The 17,391-nt window shown below is 43.7% G+C and carries 11 protein-coding genes and 1 tRNA gene; 5 read left to right on the forward strand and 7 right to left on the reverse strand.

Annotated elements, in window-relative coordinates; translation table 11 throughout:
• Positions 1 to 141 precede the first annotated feature (141 nt).
• From K9M52_RS04800 to K9M52_RS04820, 5 genes are all read right to left on the reverse strand, one after another.
• Entirely contained in the window at positions 142 to 2,247 is a 2,106-nt protein-coding gene (locus K9M52_RS04800) for an endonuclease MutS2 (protein WP_224070927.1), read from the reverse strand.
• 69 nt (positions 2,248 to 2,316) lie between these two features.
• Positions 2,317 to 3,126: an O-methyltransferase gene (locus K9M52_RS04805; RefSeq protein WP_224070928.1), complete on the reverse strand. Its 810-nt coding sequence runs from the start codon at positions 3,124 to 3,126 to the stop codon at positions 2,317 to 2,319.
• Positions 3,127 to 3,280: 154 nt separating this feature from the next.
• On the reverse strand, positions 3,281 to 5,926 hold the full coding sequence (locus tag K9M52_RS04810; RefSeq protein ID WP_224070929.1) for a TonB-dependent receptor domain-containing protein: 2,646 nt from the start codon (positions 5,924 to 5,926) through the stop codon (positions 3,281 to 3,283).
• Positions 5,927 to 6,176: 250 nt separating this feature from the next.
• Positions 6,177 to 6,773, reverse strand: coding sequence for a hypothetical protein (locus K9M52_RS04815; protein WP_224070930.1), 597 nt, complete (start codon positions 6,771 to 6,773; stop codon positions 6,177 to 6,179).
• 200 nt (positions 6,774 to 6,973) lie between these two features.
• Positions 6,974 to 7,047: transfer RNA gene (locus K9M52_RS04820), tRNA-His, on the reverse strand.
• A gap of 222 nt (positions 7,048 to 7,269) precedes the next feature.
• Between K9M52_RS04820 and K9M52_RS04825 the strand changes: the two genes are divergently transcribed.
• The 3 genes from K9M52_RS04825 to K9M52_RS04835 all read left to right on the forward strand — a co-directional run bounded on the left by K9M52_RS04825 (position 7,270) and on the right by K9M52_RS04835 (position 13,284).
• Entirely contained in the window at positions 7,270 to 9,435 is a 2,166-nt protein-coding gene (locus K9M52_RS04825) for a carboxy terminal-processing peptidase (protein ID WP_224070931.1), read from the forward strand.
• A 156-nt stretch (positions 9,436 to 9,591) separates the two neighbouring features.
• Entirely contained in the window at positions 9,592 to 12,111 is a 2,520-nt protein-coding gene (locus K9M52_RS04830) for a glycosyltransferase family protein (protein ID WP_224070932.1), read from the forward strand.
• 12 nt (positions 12,112 to 12,123) lie between these two features.
• Complete coding sequence (locus K9M52_RS04835) at positions 12,124 to 13,284, forward strand: glycosyltransferase family 4 protein (RefSeq protein WP_224070933.1); 1,161 nt, start codon at positions 12,124 to 12,126, stop codon at positions 13,282 to 13,284.
• Here the strand turns inward: K9M52_RS04835 and K9M52_RS04840 are convergent.
• Positions 13,279 to 14,280 (reverse strand): glycosyltransferase family 2 protein, encoded by a 1,002-nt coding sequence (locus K9M52_RS04840; protein ID WP_224070934.1) that lies wholly within the window; start codon positions 14,278 to 14,280, stop codon positions 13,279 to 13,281. The genes K9M52_RS04835 and K9M52_RS04840 overlap by 6 nt on opposite strands.
• A 42-nt stretch (positions 14,281 to 14,322) precedes the next feature.
• On the reverse strand, positions 14,323 to 15,273 hold the full coding sequence (locus tag K9M52_RS04845; RefSeq protein WP_224070935.1) for a glycosyltransferase family 2 protein: 951 nt from the start codon (positions 15,271 to 15,273) through the stop codon (positions 14,323 to 14,325).
• Positions 15,274 to 15,519: 246 nt separating this feature from the next.
• Here K9M52_RS04845 and K9M52_RS04850 point away from each other — a divergent pair, with 246 nt between their 5' ends.
• Together K9M52_RS04850 and K9M52_RS04855 are read left to right on the forward strand one after the other, a co-directional pair.
• Positions 15,520 to 16,353 (forward strand): class I SAM-dependent methyltransferase, encoded by an 834-nt coding sequence (locus K9M52_RS04850; protein WP_224070936.1) that lies wholly within the window; start codon positions 15,520 to 15,522, stop codon positions 16,351 to 16,353.
• A 136-nt stretch (positions 16,354 to 16,489) separates the two neighbouring features.
• Positions 16,490 to 17,335: a glycosyltransferase gene (locus K9M52_RS04855; protein WP_224070937.1), complete on the forward strand. Its 846-nt coding sequence runs from the start codon at positions 16,490 to 16,492 to the stop codon at positions 17,333 to 17,335.
• Positions 17,336 to 17,391: the final 56 nt, after the last annotated feature.

The following is a 17,391-nucleotide window of genomic DNA, read 5'->3' on the forward strand; positions in this document are numbered from 1 at the left end:
TTTGTCTTACCTTATAACTATGCATAAAAAAACAGAGAGGCCATACGGGCCGGAGGATTGGGTCTGTATGGCCTCTCTGTCAAATATCATAAAAACGGATGATCGCTTTTACCAAAAGCAAAAGCCTTAAAAGCTACATGATCAGGACTCCTGCTCTTTGGGCCGGACAGCGACCAGATCGGATAGTTCTACCTGCATCGGCAATGCCCCGATTTTGACAACTGCTCTTTTGCCTCTGATCTCTATTACCTCTCCCACTTGATGATTTTTCCTGGATTTCACCTGCATACCTACTTCAATAGGACCGTCCAGCTCATCATAATTAGATTTTATTTTCCGGGCCATTTTACCGGTAACAACCTTTTCATTTTTCGGAAATAAAATAGCTGCGAATTCCTTGATCACCGTGTCCTTTTGCTCAGCCTTTCGCCAGCTGACCATTAATTGCCGCAGCTTCCGCTCCGTATCTTTCAAATACCTGACCTTCTCTTCCGACACCTGGTTTTGATGCTTGAGCAACTCGACTTGTTGGCGATGTGTTTCTTTATTCAGTACCCGTTCCATATCCGCTTTGAGTTTATCATTCTCGCGAATCAGCTTATGGAGCTCTTTTTTCTCTTTTTCCAGTTCCTGTAACCCCTGCTCAGTCGAGTTGAGCAACTGATCCAGCTTAAACTGATTTTCATCCACCAGCGTTCTGGCTCTTTCTATGAGTGCAGCCGGCAACCCGATACGCTCTGCAATAGAGAAAGTATAAGAACTGCCAGGTTTACCAACCAGCAGCTGATACAATGGCTGTAACCTACTCTCATCGAAAGCCATGGCGCCATTAAAAATACCGACCGTTTTGCCCGCCATTATCTTCAAATTGAGATAATGGGTGGTAACAATGCCAATGGCATGTTTTTTCGCTAACTGCTCCAATATAACTTCCGCAAAAGCACCACCCAGATTAGGGTCTGACCCTCCCCCGAGTTCATCTATAAAAAACAACGTGCGTCCATTCGCGTGCTCAATAAAATGCTTCATATGCAACAAATGGGAGGAATAAGTACTCAATTCAAATTCAATAGACTGCGTGTCCCCCATATGAATAAAAAGCTGTTTAAAGATCCCCATCTGGGAATCCGGATGAACCGGTACCAACAGGCCACTTTGTAACATGATCTGCAAAAGCCCCACCGTCTTCATCGTGACTGTTTTACCGCCGGCATTGGGACCACTGATGATCAGTATCCTGTTCCTGTCATCAAAACTCAGGTTGACCGGAATGGTTTTTTTCTGGCTCTTTTTATTGTAAAGTAAAAGTAGGGGATGATAAGCGTGGATAAGCCGCATATGGGTCTTATCCGTTACCACCGGCAGATTTGCCTGCATATCAATGGCCAGCAAAGCCTTCGCCCTGATAAAATCATACAGGCCGATGATACGGTAATAGGTTTCCAGTAAGGGCGCATAAACCGACAGTGAAGCGGTTAAGGCGCGCAGTATTTTCTGAACTTCTTTTAATTCCTCATTTTCCAATTCATAGACCTGATTGTTCAGTTCAGTGGTTTCTTCAGGTTCCATAAAGGTTGTCCGCCGGCTATCGCTTTCTCCGTGAAAGACCCCTTTTATCTGTCTTTTATATTCAGATAGAATGGCGATGACCCGGCGGCCGTTACTAAAACTTTCACTGATATCTGCAGTGTAACCCGCTTTATTCAGCTTCGCCACTACTTTTTCAAAAGTACGTCTCAGTTCCTGCCGTTTCTTATAAAGAGCATGCCTGATCCGGCTAAGATCTATGGAAGCACTGTCTTTGACCTGGCCATTTTCATCCAGTACTTCATCGATCATCTGACTGATGGCTTTCTCGTAATAAGTATCTTTAATCACCAGTGCCATATTGGGAAAAGCTTCCCGGCGCTGTGTATTAAACCATCTGAATATACCCTCAGTAGCCAAAAGCAATCTTCTGACCTGCAACCATTGCTCACCTGTCAGCATACTTCCCGTAATGCCTAAAAGCTTTATTTCTTTTCTCAGGTCACCAGCATTCTCATGGGGAAAATACAGTGCCTGTTCAAGGATCAATTTATATTCATAACCCTGGCGCAGTTCCATAGATAGATGATCAAGTCTGGTGTGCAATCTGAGTTTATCTACCCGGTTTTCTGCATAGGCAGTGGCACAGCGATCCCTTAACAAGGATTTTACCTTATCGAACTCCAACTGTGCAAATGCATTATCTGGATATACTTTCATGTATTTGATCTTTCAACATCCCTCTCATCAAGAGTTACTGTCTTCAAAACGACAATTCATCCGGCAACATCAAAACTCAATGATAAAGTCCTGCTTCACCTTATTTTCATTTCTAAAAAAAACAATCCCGATAAAGAATAAATCTATAGACAGTGTCACCTCCGGCCTGCTTTTAATTTCTTCCCAGGCTTCCTCCATCCCCGCACTCCAATGAATATCATCAAACACGATCACTGAATTTTCCCTTACCAAAGGTAGCAACTCCTGAAAATATCTGAGCGTAGGTTCTTTTCTGTGATTGCCGTCAATAAAGACAAAATCCAGGTGCCGTTTTTCCGACCTTAAGCGATCTATCAGACCAGAGAGCTGGTCGTCAAAATTGCCTTCGATCAATTCAATGTTACTTAATTGCAGCTCACTAAAATTATGGCGGGCTACTTCTGCAATAGCGGGTGCGCCTTCCATTGTGAATACCTGTGCATTTTTGTTACCATTTGCCAGATAAGCGGTTGTGACACCAAAACAGGTACCCAGCTCCAGGATAGTGCCTGGCTGCCATTGCTGTACCATCCTGAATAGTAATCTGCTATACTTTTTAGGTTTCAGTGATGATCTGGCTATGTCTCCGATTCTGCGGCTCCGGTTGGAGATAACACGGGAACCTGCCCCAAAATCCTCCACTTCCACGGATCGCTGATCCGTTTTGAGAATACGCCTGAGTGCCGCGAGCGGCTGATAACAAGGATAGTTTCTCTTATCTCTTAACACCTCACGCACAAAGCTGTACACAAAGGGTGAATGAATGCCATGCCCTTTACCATTTAAAGCGTTTTTTCTGTACTGCAGGTATTTACGGACTAAGGTATATTTTGAAAACATGGCGCAAATATACTATGGCCTAGGGAATTAAGCGGGAATTCCTGCATGCTAAGCTGTGTAAATATTTATATTATATCCGGCATTAATATATCAGGCCCGACAGCTTGTTCTTGTCGGGCCTGATTGTTGTTTCAACTTCGTTTACATAAGCGACTTACATGCCACCGCCCATATCGCCGCCCTGGCCGCCCATGTCTCCGCCGCCGTCACCGCCCTGGCCTTCCGGCCCGGACTGCGCTTTGCGTTTGAAAAGCGACTTATCGATCTGTCCAAATCTCCAGCTGAGCGTAAAACGGACAATCCTGGGCGTACGGAAGCGGCTGGAATACTCTTCCGTAATAGCGGTCCTGGAATAAGAATCGTGTTTACTGGTACCAAAGATATCACCGATGGAGGCTGTCAGGGAAAGTGAATTACCTTCACCCCATTTCCAGTCTTTTTTGACGGCCGCATCTATGCGATAATAAGGAGAGATATATCCCTGAGCAGTACCCAGGTTGCTACCACCAAATCCGCCACGGCGATTACCATCGCCGTTCGGCAAAACAGTTTTGGCATGGTAATCTCCGGACACCTGCACGGAGAATCCAGCCGGCAACTTAAAGGTATTATTCAGCTTGGCGAACCAGCTCCAACGCTGATTACGGATATTTTCTCCCGACAGGGACCTGGTATTGATAATAGAATTAAACAAATTGATATTTCCCGTCAGATCCCACATTTTAAATAAAGTCATCTTATCAGTCAGCTCAAGACCATAGGTATAACTGGTATTCGCATTGATATAGCTATTAACGATCGTTGAGTCATTGGACGGATCTATCTTGGAATCAATATACTGATACCGGGTAATCATATCCATAGTCTGCCGCATGTAGGCACTCATCAGGAAATTGCTGTTGGTACCATAACGGATATTATAATTCAGTTCAAATAAGTTGGTAAACTCTGGCTTCAGATTGGAATTACCCACCCGGATATTATAAGGATCCGAATAATCATAAACGGGTATTAACTGCCAGAAACTGGGCCGGTCCGTTTTGCGGGAATAACTAGCCTGGATATCCTGTCTGTCCGTAATCGTATAAGTCAAAAATGCACTGGGGAATAGATTCAGCGGATAATTCACGGAAAATGGCGTAAAAGACTTTCCATCAATTGTATAATTCTTACCACTGTATTCATATCGTTCCGCTCTCAGTCCTAATTGATAAGCCAGCTTCTCACTCAGGCGGGAAGACCAGATGCCATAAGCTGCCAAAACCTTCTCATCATAGGAATACAAACTGGACACTCTGGTATTGAGTTTCATGCCATCCAGGCCGGTAGCCGTTCCTGTTGAATCCTCATACTGATAATTGGAATTGTCACTGTTTCGGCTATCAAAGCGGATTCCCGCCTCAATCTTATCATTCTCTGTAATAGGGTTCACATAATCTGCATCAAGTGTATATCTTTTACGTTTACCATCCCCAAAGGTCGTTCTCAAAATATTGGGAATGCGTGGGTCCGTAAAGTCCGGGGTATTATAAATACCGGTGTTCAGATCAGAATAATTCCCATTATCAGAATTGCTGTAGCGGGCATCAAAGGTCAGATTGTGATCGCCGTCTTCATTAAACAGATGCTTATAGGATAATTCGCCCCTCATATCTTTAAAGTGAAATCCGGAGGTCGAGGTCAGTCTGCTATAAGAATAGGCGTCCCCTCCTGCCAGAGAGTCAACGAATTGAGGCTGTTCCTGATCAAAAGTTCCTTTAACATACCGGCCCTCCAGGGTAATCGTATTACGGTCATCCATAAGAAAGTCCACTCCAGCATTATAAAAGCTGAAAGCGCCTGTGTTATGAGACGTTCCCGTCTGAACAATAGAGGTATCATTTGTCAGGAAGTTACGCGTCGTAGAATTCTCAGATTTAGAATCACGTCCACGGTGCATCCCTCTGGCAAAAAAGTTGAATTTGCCCTGGCGAAAAGCAAAATCACCACCAAAATTAAGCGCTCCGCGGGTATCTACACCTGCCGTAAGGCCTCCGTGGTAACCACTTTTACGATCTTTTTTCAAAACGATATTGATAATACTGCCTCCATTACTGGATGCATCAAATTTCGCAGAAGGATTGGTGATTAGTTCCACCTTATCAATGATATCTGAAGGAATCTGATCGAGTGTCAGTGTCGTGGGCTTGCCATCGATGAATAATTGCGGCGATCCTCCTCTGAGCGTTACGTTACCATCCAGGTCAACGTCTACGGAGGGGATCTGGGCCATCACCTCCTGTGCAGTCTGTCCCGTGCTTACCAGGCTCTGAGCCACACTGAAGATCTTACGGTCCACACCCATTTTAAAAAACTGATCAGAAGTCGCATTAACCGTTACGTCCTTCAACTTGGAACTCGTGGTAACCATTTTAATAGTGCCCAGATCCTGTGGCGTACCGTCAGTAGTAAGGCTAAAAACCTTTTGATACGTTTCATGGCCAACAACAGCAACGATCAATTTTAATTTAGAAGGCGTAGGAAGGTTGCCTAATTCAAAAGTTCCATCATTTTTGGAAATCATGCTGCCCACCAGGAGTTGACGGACCTGGTGGCTGGAGGTATCCAGAACGTCCTGATAGACCTGGATGGAAGCACTGGCAATAGGCGTCCCCGACTCCTGTTCTGTCACCAAACCTTTGATGGTTCCATTTTTCTGGGTAGACACAATAATATCCGTAGTAGCTGTGGATTGCTGACTAAATACTGAAGTACTTGCTAATGTAGTGGCTAATAATAATGCTGCGGTAATAAATTTCATAAATGTTAAACTAATCAGAATTTTCAGCGTCTGAGTAAAATCAATAAGCGTTATTCTTACGAATAAAAGAAGTAATTAATAAATGTGTGTTATAGAAATAAGCCGTTTGGAATCCGATGCAAAGATGTGATTTAAAATACATTAACATTGTTATTGAATTACAAATAGCCATCCCTGTAGACCTTTTTTATGGCCAATAGTTAAGGGAGCTATTCTTAAAATCGGTGAATCAGGCAAAAGATTAGGTGAACTAAAACACCAAAATTCCCATCACCAGCCCATACAGTAACCCAAAAACAAAAGCACCCAGTTTTATCTTAAAAAACAGCCGGCTTCCTTTTTGTTTCAGACCTGAAACATAACCATATACGGCAGCAGATTGCAGTTTCTCTGTTAACAAAGGGTAAAGACGATCGTCATCCAGCAACCGATCGGCATATTGACCGATTAATTGCGGAAATAACACTTTAATTTCAGCTACGAATACTTCTTTGATCTGGCCGATCGTCTTATCACCGATCAGCATGGCAATCATGGGCATGGACTTGGGCAGTTTTTCCCGCAGAAAAAAATCGATATGAGATTCAATATGTGGCATCAGTGTCTCGATTTTTTCTTCAGCAGTGATAGCTTCCATCAGGTGATCTTTATGGGTGATCAGCTCTTGATAGATAATGTCGGCCAGTTTCTGGCTGATCTTTTTAAAATTTGCCGGAACGATTCCCTGGATAGGAATGCCTGCCAGTCTTACAGGCCTCTCGGGTTTAAATAACAGATAGATCATTACCGAAACGCATAACCAGCAACCGATCGCATTTACCAGAGAGGATATCAGAATAGAGGACATAATCGTAAATAATAAAATAATTTCTGTACTAAAATTACATCTAATTTATCACAGTAGTTTCTTGTCTAACGGTTGTACGCTAGAAGGAAAATACCTTTGTTTGCAATTGAACATAATCAGACAGATCCCGTAATAATAAAATAACCATAATCGTCTGCTAACAATTATGGTTATTTAACTGATCTATAAATAGTTATAAGGGAGAACAATGGGTCTCGAACCCACGACCTTTGGAACCACAATCCAACGCTCTAACCAACTGAGCTATGCTCTCCGTTTCGGGTTGCAAAGATATACAATCTACCATCTCTTCCAAATATTTCAGAAAAAAAATATTGCGCATTTCTTATAAAATTATCACCGAAACACTAAAAAACTGCCAAATATATTAGCGGGGTTTATTTTTTTCGATAACAAGGAAGATTATTAAAATCTAATTGTTTATGTTTACCTTCGATTATTTTCTAATAAGATGATTTATAAAATATATAACTTTATGATGAGTAAAAAAGCGCTGCCCGTATTCGCACTGGTTTTGATGGGTGGTATTCTGGGCGCTCTTTCCTGTAGAGGCAGTAATGAAAATGATACCCTGACACGGCAGCAGCAGCTCCTGGTCGGCCTGGGTATGATTATAGAGCAACGCCATTATTCTCCTAAAACAATAGACGATAATTTCTCTAAGGAGATTTTTGATAAGTTTCTCAGCTCGCTGGATGCGGAAAAGAATATTTTCCTGAAATCCGACATTGAGAAGCTTTCCGTATACAAAACTTCCATAGATGACGAGATTCATGGCCGTGCCGCCATGGAATTCTATCCCACTGCCATCGGCATATTTCAGCAGCGCATCGCGCAACTAAAGCCGCTTTATCATCAAATTCTGTCCAAGCCTTTTGATTTTACCAAAGAGGCCATGTACCAGCCCGTTAGCGACAGCCTGGATTATCCGGTTGACACCACAGCAGCGAAAGAAGCCTGGCGCGAACGCTTAAAATACCGTACGCTGGTCGCCTACAACGATTTGCTGTCCCAGAAAGCGAAAGCGAAGCCAACGGATTCCCTGGCTAAAAAATCTGATGCCACCCTGGAAAAAGAAGCACGTGAGACCGTTAAATCCTATTACGACCGGTATTTTGATAAACGGTTCAATCCCAAGACTTTTAATGCCACACAACAGTTCAGCTTATTTGTCAATACCATTACCCATGAAATGGACCCCCACTCTGATTATATGCCACCACTCGATCAGCGTGAATTCAATGAAGAAATGAGTAACCGGTTTTATGGCATTGGTGCCTTACTCATGGAAAAAAACGGTCAGATCAGTATCGAATCTGTTATCGCAGGCGGTGCTGCCTGGAAGAGCAAAAAGATCAGTAACGGAGATATTATTCTTAAGGTCGCCACCGGGGATGCCCCGCTCATGGACCTGAGCGGTTATGAAGTGACAGAAGCTGTAAAATTTATCCGCGGTGCCAAAGGATCAACGGTCCGGCTCCAGATCAAGAAGGCTTCAGATGGTACTGTTGAGACTGTCAGTCTGATCCGTGAAGAGGTCAAACTGGATCAGGCAGCAGCTAAAAGCCTTATAATCAATGAGAATAACAACAAGATCGGCTATTTAAGCTTACCGCAGTTTTATGCGGATTTCCAGGATGATAAAGGTGCCAGATCAGCAACGGACGTTGCAAAAGAAATAAAGAAACTCAAAGCAGCCGGCATCAACGGACTGATCATTGACCTGCGCACCAATCCGGGCGGGTCACTGGCCGATGTGAATAAAATGATCGGCTACTTCGTAAAATCCGGACCGGCGGTACAGGTTAAAAACCGCAGCGATCAGAGCCAGCAATTAATGGATAATAATGATTCTGACGCGGTGCTCTACAATGGCCCCATGATCGTTATGGTCAATGAATTCAGTGCTTCTGCCTCTGAAATCTTTGCAGCGGCCATGCAGGATTATCATCGTGCCATTATTGTCGGCTCCACCTCTACCTATGGTAAGGGAACGGTGCAGACCCAGCTACCACTGGGTAAGCCCAATGCCAATGGGATGCCTGAATTCGGCGGTCTCAAATTAACGGTTGAGAAATTCTACCGTATCGACGGTGGCTCAACCCAGCTGAAAGGCGTTTCTTCGGATATTGTTCTGCCTGATCTGCTAGAATCTGTTAAAGCCAGGGAGAAAGACAATCCTACCGCTATGCCCTGGGATAAGATCAATCCGGCTACCTATGTGATCTGGCAGCCACCCTATAATGCAGATTCAGTCATTGCAAGAGCCAATCAGAGAATCCGGCAAAATCCGGTTTTCAACGCCATTAACCAGACTAATATCTGGATGGATGCCAATGAAAACCGTCCGGTCAGCCTGAACCTGAAAAAATACAGGGAAGACCAGGAGAAAATCCGAAAAATGTTCGACAAAGATGATAAAGGCGTTAAACTGAAAGATCCTTTATCCATCACTGTTATGTCGGTAGATCACAAACAATATCTGGAAAATCCCGATAAAACAAAAGCAGATTTCTATTCAAGATGGAAAACGGATGTATCTAAGGATGTATACATTAAAGAAACCGCAAAAATCATGACTGACATGATCAGTCAACAAAAATACTTTGCGTCTTCGGATTTTGGTCAGATCAAAAAATAACAGAGGCATTTTCAAAAAAGGGCAGCCGGATTACCGACTGCCCTTTTTTATTGCCATTTTGTTATAAGCCCTCCTGTACAGTCTTTGAGGAGCGCAAATATTTGCACAATTGGATTTTTCAGGTTAGGTTTGCTAACAATACAAAACCGCATTTAGATGAAGTCTATTAATTGGAAACAGGTTTTTCCTCATTTGATCGCCATTCTGGTCTTTTTAATCATTGCTGTTATTTATTGCCATCCCGCCCTCAGTGGTGAAGTACTCCAGCAAAGTGATATTCTTCATTGGAAAGGCATGGCGCAGGACGCCTTCAATTATAAAGATCTGCACGGTCACTTTCCCTTATGGAATACCCATGACTTCAGTGGGATGCCTAATTATCAGATTGCGATGAATGACGCTGGGATTCTGCCCAATTTTACAGCGATCCTGACCCTTTGGCTACCTAAACCAATTTCCTTTTTCTTTCTGGCTTGTATCTGTTTTTATATCCTGACCCAGACAGTGCGGTTAAAACCGATCATCGGCGTACTGGCCAGCCTGGCTTTCGCTTATGCCACTTATAATCCGGTCATTATCTCTGTCGGGCATGAATCAAAAATGTTCGCCATGGCTTATATGCCGGCTTTACTCGCAGGCCTGATCCTACTTTATGAAGGCCGGTATGCGGTTGGCATGATCGTTTCCGCTCTATTTGCCACACTGGAAATTGGTGCGAACCATCCGCAGGTCACCTATTATCTGCTGATCTGTATCCTGATTATGACCATTACCTATCTGGTCCGCTGGATCAAGTCTGCAAGATGGAAACACACCATTATAGCCTTGTCTCTTGCGTTGCTGGCAGGTCTGATCGCCTTGGGAAATACGGCGATGGCGATCTTTCCGACCTATCAGTATTCCAAGTATACCATACGCGGCGGCGGTGCCATTGACCTGAGCTCCGGTACGCCAAAGCAGACCGAGAAAAAAACCGGCCTCGATGAGAGCTATGCCTTCCAGTATTCACTGGGTAAAGCGGAAACATTCGAACTGGCCATGCCCAATGCCTTTGGCGGATATTCCGGTAATATGTTTGATGAAAATTCCGATATATATAACCAGGCCATGCAACTTGGCGGCCAGCTGAATGGCAAATTACCTCCGCAGCAAATCAATCAGGTTTTATCCGGTGTTCTGTCAAAATACTGGGGCGGCATTCTGCCCGGCACCTCAGGCCCAATTTATGCCGGCACATTGATTGTGCTGCTGGCGATCCTCGGCTGGGTGGTATGTCCCTCCAGACATAAATGGTGGCTGCTCATCGCCACAGTAATAACAACCTTTATGGCTTGGGGCATCTATTTTGAAAGCTTTAATCAGTTCCTTTTTGATTATTTTCCGCTATATAATAAATTTCGCGCGCCTTCCATGGCAATGATCATCCCGCAACTGCTGTTGCCGCTGATGGCAGGGATCGCCTTACAAAAACTCTTTTTCAATAAGGAGGAATCCATCTTTATACAAAAAAATAATAAGAAGATCTTATATGCTTTGGGCGGTTTTGTGGCTCTACTGCTGCTCATCTATATTGGTAATGATTATACACTGAATAATCCGCCGCTCAAGGAGTTCTTAAACCAGCCCCAGGTAGGCGGCGCGGCCATCTTACATGCGCTGGAAAGTGCCCGTAAATCCATGTTCCTGTCCGGGATCGGACGTGTTATACTGTTCAGCGTAATCCTGCTGGCAGCTATTTATGCCTATACGAAGAAGATCATGCAACCAGGAGTCATTATCGGGTTGTTGCTGATCATAACAATGGTGGACTTAATAAAAGTAGACAGCCTATACCTGAATAAGGACCACTACATGGAGCCTTCAACCCTGGAAGCTTCATCCTTTACAGCCTCTTCAGCAGACCAGGCGATTTTACAGGATAAAGATCCCCATTACCGGGTGCTGAACCTTGCAACAGGCGATCCCTTTACCGATGCGACTACTTCTTATTATCACCGGTCCCTCGGAGGGTATCATGCGGCCAAACTGCTGATCTATCAAAATATGGTGGCAGCACATATGAACGGCAAGCTCAGTCAGTCTATCTTAAATATGCTGGATACCCGCTATGTAATCGTTCCGGGGCAGGCACAGGGTCAATTAGCTGTTCAGAAAAACCCGGGCGCACTCGGCCCAGTCTGGTTCGTTAAGCATGTACAGGCGGTTCCTTCCCAGGTAGATGCATTAAAAGCAATTGGTGACTTTAATCCAACTGATACAGCATTTGTATTGCAGTCTGATTTCAAAAATGTAGGTCCGGCACCTGTTTATGATAGCACTGCCAGTATCCAACTGGTCCATTATAGCAATGATTCCATCAGTTACCAAAGCGCCTCTCCAACCGCCCAGTTTGCCGTATTAAGTGAGATTTATTATCCTGCAGGCTGGAACGCCTATATCGATGGCAAAAAAGCAGATTATGTACAAACGGATTATATCCTGAGAGGCATCGGCATCCCTGCAGGCAACCATAATATTACCTTTAAGTTTGAACCCACAGTCATACAGCAGTCTAAAACCGCAGGTCTGGTTGCAGGTGTTTTATTCTGGATTTCTGTTTTGGTATCTGTATTCTTTTGGTGGCGTAAAAATAAAGACGAAGGCAACAAAGCAAAGGAACCTGCTGCCAAAAGTTAGATAAACTGTGCCTTGAAAAAACAGGAAAACATAGTTAAGACGGGATTTGAAAAAAAGATCCTTGCGATCGCCCCTTATACGTTTTTACCAGCGTCCTCAGGGGGGCAAAAGGCCATCTATTACCTATACCAGCATTTAGGGAAGCAGGTTGATTTGACCTGTGTTTCTACAGACGATAACTTACCAGACAAAATCCCTGGTAAGTTACATTTTAAGCTACTGCCCCTATTGGGTAACGGCGTAAAAAGGTATATCAATCCGGCCAATTACCGGAAACTAAAGAAGCTGGTTAACCGCCAGGGTATTGAAGCGATCATCATTGAACACCCGTATACAGGCTGGCTCGGATGGCTTCTCAAAGCAACAACCGGTGTTCCGCTTATTGTTCGGTCCCATAACATAGAATCACTGCGCTTTAAAGAACTGGGAAAATGGTGGTGGCGGCTCCTTGCCGACTATGAAAGGTGGGTCCACAGGAAAGCCAATCATTCTTTTTTTATAACCAGAGAGGATGCTGAATATGCGATAACCGCATACGGCATCCGACGCGAGAAGACAAGCGTGATTACCTACGGTCTGCAGGGAGGGGAAAACCCAACCCCTGAGCAGAAGCGTTTGCTGGTTGAGCAATATAAGCAAGCGCATGAAATACCTGCGGATAAAACAATACTGCTCTTCAATGGTATTTTCGGCTACCGTCCCAATGATGAGGCCCTTGAACTGTTATTGGAAAAAATTTACCCGGCCTTGCTTCATCAGGCACCTGACTTTCACTTGATTATCTGTGGGGCAAATATACCGGCAAAATATCTGGCAAAAAAAACGGACAACTTAACGGTACTCGGTTTTGTGCCCGATATTGAAGAAATCTTTCTGGCAGCCGAAGTCTTCCTCAACCCAATCTGGCTGGGAGGCGGCATCAAGACCAAGCTCGTGGAAGCGTTGGCTGGTGGCGCTTCAGCCGTTTCTTTTAAAAGCGGGGCCATTGGCGTCGACCATCGCTTGCTGGACGGAAAATTAAAGATTGTCCCAAATAAAGATATAGGTGCTTTCATCAGCGCCATTATAGAAGCCGGCGCCGCAACCTATACGCCTACCTCGAAAGCTTTTTTGGATTATTTTGACTGGGATCAGATTGCCCGCAAAGCGAATCTGGCCTTACGCGGATTATAACAATTTATAAAAATAGGGTTTATTGCGGATGATCCTCGGAGCATAGGCCCATAGCGCCCCAACGTTTTTAATAAAGCCACCTACATGTCTAAACCCTCTAAATGGTGATTTCGTTTTCAATATATTCGTCAAAAAAAGCCCTGCTGCAAATACCGGGATAGTCAGTGTATACATACATGTATCGACTAAAAACCAGCCTACACCAAATTGCTTGCGGATCCTCAGAAAATTGGAAATGATCAGCTGCCGGCCTTTTTTATCATACAGGTTGTAATAGCCCTTCCCTTCAGAAGCGAAAGCTTCGTTAGCCGTTTCTCCTTGAAGGTGCAAAATATGGTAGCCCCCATAAATCAGCATTTTGCCTTGTTTTTTTAAGCGACTGCACCACTCCGCCTCCTCGGCATACAAAAAGAAATCCTCATCCAGCAAACCAGATCGCGTCAATACGGCGGATCTGACCATTAAAAATGCGCCATTAATCCAATCTACCTCCTGAATACCTGTAGCTTCTCCGATATTAGGCTTCGCGACTTTCAGATGATTGCCTATCCATTTTAAAAAGGTCCCTATATACGGCAGGGGCAGAAGATAGTTCAGCCCGCCTTTCATGGCAAAATTTCCGGCTATCTGCGGTGTACGGTCTTCATTTAATAGCTGGAGTCCACAGGCAGCCGCATCTGACTCTATAAATAAAGGATATACATGATCAAGCGACTGCTCCAGGATAATCGTATCCGGGTTCAACAGTAATACTGCATCACCTTTCGCGGCCCGGATACCTTTATTATTGGCCCGCGCAAACCCAGCATTATAGCCCATATCCAGCCACTGCACCTCAGGGCAGGCCTGTATGACCCTTTGCCGGCCGTCTGCATCCCCACTGTTATCTACAATAATAATTTCATAAGCGATCCGGGTCGTCTGCTCCCTGATGGAGGCCAGACAATTCAGGATCAAATCTGTACTGTTGAAATTGATGATAATAATAGATAACATAAATACCGGGATGTATAAAAATATTGGCTTTAAATTTACAGACTATTGAATACGGCTTTTGCTTGCCATAAATGACAACAGCATACAAAGTTTCGAAGTTACACCTGTTTTTAAAAAGAATTGCGGTGTCCGTTGCATAAAATGCAACATCCGGATGATAACGGGCGGCCAGGTTTCAGGGACAAACTGCTGTAATTTCTCGTAAGAGTCAATATGCATGTTGCGGAACATGCGCCACCAGCTGTCATATATGATCCAGTTTTTCAAGGAAACGGTACCATATTTTTGCAGCAGGATAAAAGCTTCAGGAAGTTCCACTTCAGGGATATTCTTGGTTTGATTGGTCACCTGATTTTCATTTATACCTACACCCACAAGAATATCTTCCAATAACTCAGCTGCCGGTCGCTTTGATAAAACCGTCTTATAATAATCTATATCCACCCGCCAACGCAATCTCTTATCATAACTAATGCCTGCCGCTTTTCTGACCATACAGACACTTGGAGGCCCGATCTTATTATCTGCTAACAAAAGCAGCGGTTCTCTGATAATGGCTTGCAGCCTGTATTTAGGGAATACCATGGAGCCTTTCCTTATAATTTTACCTGCGGGATCCATGAAATTATTTTCATAGTTGCTAAATATAAAGTCCGCAGCTGTATGGGTACGGCTGGCAAATTTGTTCAGGGCATCTGCCGTCAGGAACCAATCGTCATCATGCATGATCTTAATCCACTGCCCCGTTGCCATCGCGATGACGGCATTCCAATTCTCTGGCATTCCTCTCGGCGGCTGATTATGCTGATATTTTAATGCCGGAAACTTGCCTTCATACCCCATGACGAGGGCTTCTACATTTCCATCCGGGCTATCATCACAAACCGCCACCTCATACGCTTTAAAATCCTGAATGGCTATGCTATCCAGGAGCCTTTTTAGAAAAAGTACATTTTTATAAGCCGGTATACATATAGAAATTAAGGGTGACATCTTTATAAAGGGACTAATGATTCGCAACGTTAGAAAACTTAGGGAAGCAGCCGCTAAAAATCGGTCAGTTTAACTTTTCACTAACAAAAAGCCACGCTTTAACGGTTGCGTTCCACCGTCATTCTTCAAGCCTATATTTATGAACATCTTAGCTGGTGGCAGCGCCGTTCATAGGGGTCGATAATGATTTCCGGTTTTAGTGTTTAATCATTACATTTGATGCTAAATCACATTAAAATAGTTTTGATGAAATTCACCGCGCATAATGTCCTTTTAAAGAATGGCCAGACAACGATGGGAACAGATCAGGTGCTTCTTTCTGAAAGTGCTGTTTGGAAATCCATTGAAAATACTTTACAATTATTGAACTTGTTACCGGATTCCCGTGAAGAGCGAAGCAAGATTCGTGTGGCAGACCTCGGCTGTCTTGAGGGCGGTTACGCCCTTGAATTTGCCAGACTGGGATTTGACACATTAGGTATCGAGGCCAGAGAAGAAAACCTGGTCAATTGCAATTACCTGAAAGAAGATGCCGGATTATCCAATTTAAACTTTGTAAAGGATGATGTCCGCAATCTCCATAATTATGGAGCGTTCGATATCGTACTGTGTTATGGTTTGCTCTATCATTTAAACGACCCGGTTGCATTTATGAACTTGCTGGGAAAAACAACTAAGAAATTACTGCTGCTTAATACCCATTTTGCGCCGGTAAGAGATGTTCGTTACGAACTTGGCCCCATCAACAATTTCATTATTGGTCCTATTCAGAAAAGAATTAAATTACTGAACTTTACACGTAACTATCGTTTATCGAAATTAACGACCAATGAAGGTTACAAAGGGCGGTGGTATAGAGAATGGGAACAAGGCGCCAATCAGAAAAAGATTGAACGGCTACTGTGGGCCTCCTATAATAATGACAGATCTTTCTGGCTCAGGAAAAAAGATCTGACGACAGTGATGCATAAGGCAGGCTTTAACAGCGTATTTGAACAGTTTAATTTCACCGGCGATATCATGCCGGACAATTATACCGATTATTACAACCGGACCATGTTCCTGGGCATTAAACATTAATGTAGAATGACTGACAGAAAAGGGAGCCTATTAAGTCAGATTATAAAGAAGCTATAACAACAGACCGGCAGAAATTTCTTTAGATCGACGGTAAGGGCTTAAATTTTGATTCACTTAATTTAAACTTTACATAACCGTGGGATCCGTCGCAGCAATAGTAATAACTTATCATCCCGGCCAGCAGATGAATAGAAATCTGCACTCCTATCTTGATCAGGTAAGTCATCTTTATATTGCAGACAACAGCCAGCCGAAGCTCATCTTTTCCAGAGACATACTGGACCATCCTAAGATCACGATTATCAATAATAGCGGTAACGAAGGTATTGCGATCAGGATCAACCAGGTAGCAGAAATGGCCATAAAAGAAGGATATGACTGGCTGCTCACTATGGACCAGGATTCGTATTTTGATGCAGAAAATATTCAGTCTTATTTTGATTACATGAACGACTACCCGGGTGCCGGCCAGGTCGCCATGTTTGGCGTAGAAACTGTAGAAAAACCGGAAATCATCGCGGATCTCAATGAACCGGTAGACCGGCTCATTACCTCCGGCAGCTTGCTAAACCTGTCTTTATATAAAGAGATCGGCCCGTTCGATGAGCAGCTTTTTATTGATGAGGTGGATCATGAATATTGTTACCGTGCCGGCCTGAAAGGATACCGGATCATTCAGTTTACGCACATATTCCTGGAACATCAACTAGGAGAATCGGTAGAGGTCAAAACACTCAGAGGTGGTCAGAAAACAACCAGTTTTCATTCACCGCTCCGACTCTATTATATGGTGCGCAACTATCTGTATGTCCGTAGAAAATATAAGGATGTCTATCAGAAGGACTTAAAAATACGGGGCCGGTCTTTGTTACACCGGATCAAAAACAATGTTCTGTATGGACCCGACAAATGGAAAACCCTGACAATGGTCTTTAGGGCGCTTAGCGACTATAAAAAAGGGAAAATGGGTAAAAAGAGCTGAAAATTACTATCTTACCAATGCTTACGCCTGTCAATATGTAACGTTCAAGGCGAATA

The sequence above is a fragment of the Arachidicoccus terrestris genome (assembly GCF_020042345.1).
Taxonomy (GTDB): Bacteria; Bacteroidota; Bacteroidia; order Chitinophagales; family Chitinophagaceae; genus Arachidicoccus; species Arachidicoccus terrestris.

What these genes read in the sequence shown, in the direction of transcription:
- K9M52_RS04800 (WP_224070927.1), bottom strand. Translation starts at nt 2,247, where the DNA reads ATGAAAGTATATCCAGATAATGCATTTGCACAGTTGGAGTTCGATAAG.
- K9M52_RS04805 (WP_224070928.1), bottom strand. Translation starts at nt 3,126, where the DNA reads ATGTTTTCAAAATATACCTTAGTCCGTAAATACCTGCAGTACAGAAAA.
- K9M52_RS04810 (WP_224070929.1), bottom strand. Translation starts at nt 5,926, where the DNA reads ATGAAATTTATTACCGCAGCATTATTATTAGCCACTACATTAGCAAGT.
- K9M52_RS04815 (WP_224070930.1), bottom strand. Translation starts at nt 6,773, where the DNA reads ATGTCCTCTATTCTGATATCCTCTCTGGTAAATGCGATCGGTTGCTGG.
- K9M52_RS04825 (WP_224070931.1), top strand. Translation starts at nt 7,270, where the DNA reads ATGATGAGTAAAAAAGCGCTGCCCGTATTCGCACTGGTTTTGATGGGT.
- K9M52_RS04830 (WP_224070932.1), top strand. Translation starts at nt 9,592, where the DNA reads ATGAAGTCTATTAATTGGAAACAGGTTTTTCCTCATTTGATCGCCATT.
- K9M52_RS04840 (WP_224070934.1), bottom strand. Translation starts at nt 14,280, where the DNA reads ATGTTATCTATTATTATCATCAATTTCAACAGTACAGATTTGATCCTG.
- K9M52_RS04845 (WP_224070935.1), bottom strand. Translation starts at nt 15,273, where the DNA reads ATGTCACCCTTAATTTCTATATGTATACCGGCTTATAAAAATGTACTT.
- K9M52_RS04850 (WP_224070936.1), top strand. Translation starts at nt 15,520, where the DNA reads ATGAAATTCACCGCGCATAATGTCCTTTTAAAGAATGGCCAGACAACG.